We start from the raw sequence: 5372 nt of genomic DNA, 5'->3' as shown, positions 1-5372 counted from the left end.
TGAATCAAGCAATTCGTGTGGGTGCTTGTGGAGTCAGACTGATAGTCAACAAGATTATCAGCATCACAAGTTACTCCGCGAGAAATCAAAGATGTAACCAACGATTGCTGAGCCAAGTTTAGGGTTTCTTAAAAACCCAAAGATGTTTGAACTGAAGAGTTTGATCATGGCTCAGATTGAACGCTGGCGGCAGGCCTAACACATGCAAGTCGAGCGGTAGAGAGAAGCTTGCTTCTCTTGAGAGCGGCGGACGGGTGAGTAATGCCTAGGAATCTGCCTGGTAGTGGGGGATAACGTTCGGAAACGAACGCTAATACCGCATACGTCCTACGGGAGAAAGCAGGGGACCTTCGGGCCTTGCGCTATCAGATGAGCCTAGGTCGGATTAGCTAGTTGGTGAGGTAATGGCTCACCAAGGCGACGATCCGTAACTGGTCTGAGAGGATGATCAGTCACACTGGAACTGAGACACGGTCCAGACTCCTACGGGAGGCAGCAGTGGGGAATATTGGACAATGGGCGAAAGCCTGATCCAGCCATGCCGCGTGTGTGAAGAAGGTCTTCGGATTGTAAAGCACTTTAAGTTGGGAGGAAGGGCAGTTACCTAATACGTGATTGTTTTGACGTTACCGACAGAATAAGCACCGGCTAACTCTGTGCCAGCAGCCGCGGTAATACAGAGGGTGCAAGCGTTAATCGGAATTACTGGGCGTAAAGCGCGCGTAGGTGGTTTGTTAAGTTGGATGTGAAATCCCCGGGCTCAACCTGGGAACTGCATTCAAAACTGACTGACTAGAGTATGGTAGAGGGTGGTGGAATTTCCTGTGTAGCGGTGAAATGCGTAGATATAGGAAGGAACACCAGTGGCGAAGGCGACCACCTGGACTAATACTGACACTGAGGTGCGAAAGCGTGGGGAGCAAACAGGATTAGATACCCTGGTAGTCCACGCCGTAAACGATGTCAACTAGCCGTTGGAAGCCTTGAGCTTTTAGTGGCGCAGCTAACGCATTAAGTTGACCGCCTGGGGAGTACGGCCGCAAGGTTAAAACTCAAATGAATTGACGGGGGCCCGCACAAGCGGTGGAGCATGTGGTTTAATTCGAAGCAACGCGAAGAACCTTACCAGGCCTTGACATCCAATGAACTTTCTAGAGATAGATTGGTGCCTTCGGGAACATTGAGACAGGTGCTGCATGGCTGTCGTCAGCTCGTGTCGTGAGATGTTGGGTTAAGTCCCGTAACGAGCGCAACCCTTGTCCTTAGTTACCAGCACGTAATGGTGGGCACTCTAAGGAGACTGCCGGTGACAAACCGGAGGAAGGTGGGGATGACGTCAAGTCATCATGGCCCTTACGGCCTGGGCTACACACGTGCTACAATGGTCGGTACAGAGGGTTGCCAAGCCGCGAGGTGGAGCTAATCCCATAAAACCGATCGTAGTCCGGATCGCAGTCTGCAACTCGACTGCGTGAAGTCGGAATCGCTAGTAATCGCGAATCAGAATGTCGCGGTGAATACGTTCCCGGGCCTTGTACACACCGCCCGTCACACCATGGGAGTGGGTTGCACCAGAAGTAGCTAGTCTAACCTTCGGGGGGACGGTTACCACGGTGTGATTCATGACTGGGGTGAAGTCGTAACAAGGTAGCCGTAGGGGAACCTGCGGCTGGATCACCTCCTTAATCGACGACATCAGCTGCTCCATAAGTTCCCACACGAATTGCTTGATTCATTGAAGAAGACGATAAGAAGCAGCCCGAAATTGGGTCTGTAGCTCAGTTGGTTAGAGCGCACCCCTGATAAGGGTGAGGTCGGCAGTTCGAATCTGCCCAGACCCACCAATTTTGTGTGGGAAACGCCTGTAGAAATACGGGGCCATAGCTCAGCTGGGAGAGCGCCTGCCTTGCACGCAGGAGGTCAACGGTTCGATCCCGTTTGGCTCCACCACTACTGCTTCTGAAAGTTTTGAAAGCTTAGAAATGAGCATTCCATCGGGTTGATGATGAATGTTGATTTCTAGTCTTTGATTAGATCGTTCTTTAAAAATTTGGGTATGTGATAGAAAGATAGACTGAACGTTACTTTCACTGGTAACGGATCAGGCTAAGGTAAAATTTGTGAGTTCTCTTAATTGAGAAATTCGAATTTTCGGCGAATGTTGTCTTCACAGTATAACCAGATTGCTTGGGGTTATATGGTCAAGTGAAGAAGCGCATACGGTGGATGCCTTGGCAGTCAGAGGCGATGAAAGACGTGGTAGCCTGCGAAAAGCTTCGGGGAGTCGGCAAACAGACTTTGATCCGGAGATGTCTGAATGGGGGAACCCAGCCATCATAAGATGGTTATCTTGTACTGAATACATAGGTGCAAGAGGCGAACCAGGGGAACTGAAACATCTAAGTACCCTGAGGAAAAGAAATCAACCGAGATTCCCTTAGTAGTGGCGAGCGAACGGGGACTAGCCCTTAAGTGGCTTTGAGATTAGCGGAACGTTCTGGAAAGTACGGCCATAGTGGGTGATAGCCCTGTACGCGAAAATCTCTTAGTCATGAAATCGAGTAGGACGGAGCACGAGAAACTTTGTCTGAATATGGGGGGACCATCCTCCAAGGCTAAATACTACTGACTGACCGATAGTGAACTAGTACCGTGAGGGAAAGGCGAAAAGAACCCCGGAGAGGGGAGTGAAATAGATCCTGAAACCGTATGCGTACAAGCAGTGGGAGCCCACTTTGTTGGGTGACTGCGTACCTTTTGTATAATGGGTCAGCGACTTATTTTCAGTGGCGAGCTTAACCGAATAGGGGAGGCGTAGCGAAAGCGAGTCTTAATAGGGCGTCTAGTCGCTGGGAATAGACCCGAAACCGGGCGATCTATCCATGGGCAGGTTGAAGGTTGGGTAACACTAACTGGAGGACCGAACCGACTACCGTTGAAAAGTTAGCGGATGACCTGTGGATCGGAGTGAAAGGCTAATCAAGCTCGGAGATAGCTGGTTCTCCTCGAAAGCTATTTAGGTAGCGCCTCATGTATCACTGTAGGGGGTAGAGCACTGTTTCGGCTAGGGGGTCATCCCGACTTACCAAACCGATGCAAACTCCGAATACCTACAAGTGCCGAGCATGGGAGACACACGGCGGGTGCTAACGTCCGTCGTGAAAAGGGAAACAACCCAGACCGTCAGCTAAGGTCCCAAAGTTATGGTTAAGTGGGAAACGATGTGGGAAGGCTTAGACAGCTAGGAGGTTGGCTTAGAAGCAGCCACCCTTTAAAGAAAGCGTAATAGCTCACTAGTCGAGTCGGCCTGCGCGGAAGATGTAACGGGGCTCAAACCATACACCGAAGCTACGGGTATCACGTAAGTGATGCGGTAGAGGAGCGTTCTGTAAGCCTGTGAAGGTGAGTTGAGAAGCTTGCTGGAGGTATCAGAAGTGCGAATGCTGACATGAGTAACGACAATGGGTGTGAAAAACACCCACGCCGAAAGACCAAGGTTTCCTGCGCAACGTTAATCGACGCAGGGTTAGTCGGTCCCTAAGGCGAGGCTGAAAAGCGTAGTCGATGGAAAACAGGTTAATATTCCTGTACTTCTGGTTATTGCGATGGAGGGACGGAGAAGGCTAGGCCAGCTTGGCGTTGGTTGTCCAAGTTTAAGGTGGTAGGCTGAGATCTTAGGTAAATCCGGGATCTTAAGGCCGAGAGCTGATGACGAGTTAACTTTTAGTTAACGAAGTGGTTGATGCCATGCTTCCAAGAAAAGCTTCTAAGCTTCAGGTAACCAGGAACCGTACCCCAAACCGACACAGGTGGTTGGGTAGAGAATACCAAGGCGCTTGAGAGAACTCGGGTGAAGGAACTAGGCAAAATGGCACCGTAACTTCGGGAGAAGGTGCGCCGGTGAGGGTGAAGGACTTGCTCCGTAAGCTCATGCCGGTCGAAGATACCAGGCCGCTGCGACTGTTTATTAAAAACACAGCACTCTGCAAACACGAAAGTGGACGTATAGGGTGTGACGCCTGCCCGGTGCCGGAAGGTTAATTGATGGGGTTAGCTAACGCGAAGCTCTTGATCGAAGCCCCGGTAAACGGCGGCCGTAACTATAACGGTCCTAAGGTAGCGAAATTCCTTGTCGGGTAAGTTCCGACCTGCACGAATGGCGTAACGATGGCGGCGCTGTCTCCACCCGAGACTCAGTGAAATTGAAATCGCTGTGAAGATGCAGTGTATCCGCGGCTAGACGGAAAGACCCCGTGAACCTTTACTATAGCTTTGCACTGGACTTTGAATTTGCTTGTGTAGGATAGGTGGGAGGCTTTGAAGCGTGGACGCCAGTTCGCGTGGAGCCATCCTTGAAATACCACCCTGGCAACTTTGAGGTTCTAACTCAGGTCCGTTATCCGGATCGAGGACAGTGTATGGTGGGTAGTTTGACTGGGGCGGTCTCCTCCTAAAGAGTAACGGAGGAGTACGAAGGTGCGCTCAGACCGGTCGGAAATCGGTCGTAGAGTATAAAGGCAAAAGCGCGCTTGACTGCGAGACAGACACGTCGAGCAGGTACGAAAGTAGGTCTTAGTGATCCGGTGGTTCTGTATGGAAGGGCCATCGCTCAACGGATAAAAGGTACTCCGGGGATAACAGGCTGATACCGCCCAAGAGTTCATATCGACGGCGGTGTTTGGCACCTCGATGTCGGCTCATCACATCCTGGGGCTGAAGCCGGTCCCAAGGGTATGGCTGTTCGCCATTTAAAGTGGTACGCGAGCTGGGTTTAGAACGTCGTGAGACAGTTCGGTCCCTATCTGCCGTGGACGTTTGAGATTTGAGAGGGGCTGCTCCTAGTACGAGAGGACCGGAGTGGACGAACCTCTGGTGTTCCGGTTGTCACGCCAGTGGCATTGCCGGGTAGCTATGTTCGGAATAGATAACCGCTGAAAGCATCTAAGCGGGAAACTAGCCTCAAGATGAGATCTCACTGGAACCTTGAGTTCCCTGAAGGGCCGTCGAAGACTACGACGTTGATAGGTTGGGTGTGTAAGCGCTGTGAGGCGTTGAGCTAACCAATACTAATTGCCCGTGAGGCTTGACCATATAACACCCAAGCAATTTGACTACTCTAACGAGCATCAGATTGCGGTGTGTGAAGATGATACGAACCGAAAGTTCGATATCTCACAAAACACCGATCTGTCACATACCCAATTTGCTGAAGCGAGGCCATCAGGTCACGACTCAGTACCCGAATTTCTTGACGACCATAGAGCATTGGAACCACCTGATCCCATCCCGAACTCAGCAGTGAAACGATGCATCGCCGATGGTAGTGTGGGGTTTCCCCATGTGAGAGTAGGTCATCGTCAAGATTAAATTCC

Annotated in this window: 2 tRNA genes and 3 rRNA genes; all 5 read left to right on the top strand. The window is 51.0% G+C overall.

Features of this window, described 5'->3' with window-relative positions:
* Positions 1-148: 148 nt before the first annotated feature.
* The 5 genes from AC4PS7_RS29315 to rrf all read left to right on the top strand — a co-directional run bounded on the left by AC4PS7_RS29315 (position 149) and on the right by rrf (position 5363).
* Positions 149-1685, top strand: a 16S ribosomal RNA gene (locus AC4PS7_RS29315).
* Positions 1686-1767: 82 nt separating this feature from the next.
* Positions 1768-1844, top strand: a tRNA-Ile gene (locus AC4PS7_RS29310).
* A 30-nt stretch (positions 1845-1874) separates the two neighbouring features.
* A tRNA-Ala gene (locus AC4PS7_RS29305) sits at positions 1875-1950 on the top strand.
* A 249-nt stretch (positions 1951-2199) separates the two neighbouring features.
* Positions 2200-5091: ribosomal RNA gene (locus AC4PS7_RS29300) — 23S ribosomal RNA — on the top strand.
* Positions 5092-5247: 156 nt separating this feature from the next.
* A 5S ribosomal RNA gene (rrf, locus tag AC4PS7_RS29295) occupies positions 5248-5363 on the top strand.
* Together the 16S, 23S and 5S rRNA genes with 2 tRNA genes alongside form the textbook arrangement of a ribosomal RNA operon.
* Positions 5364-5372: the final 9 nt, after the last annotated feature.

This window comes from Pseudomonas sp. DW-iso3 (assembly GCF_058725305.1).
This window is presented reverse-complemented; position numbering and strand designations above follow the sequence as displayed.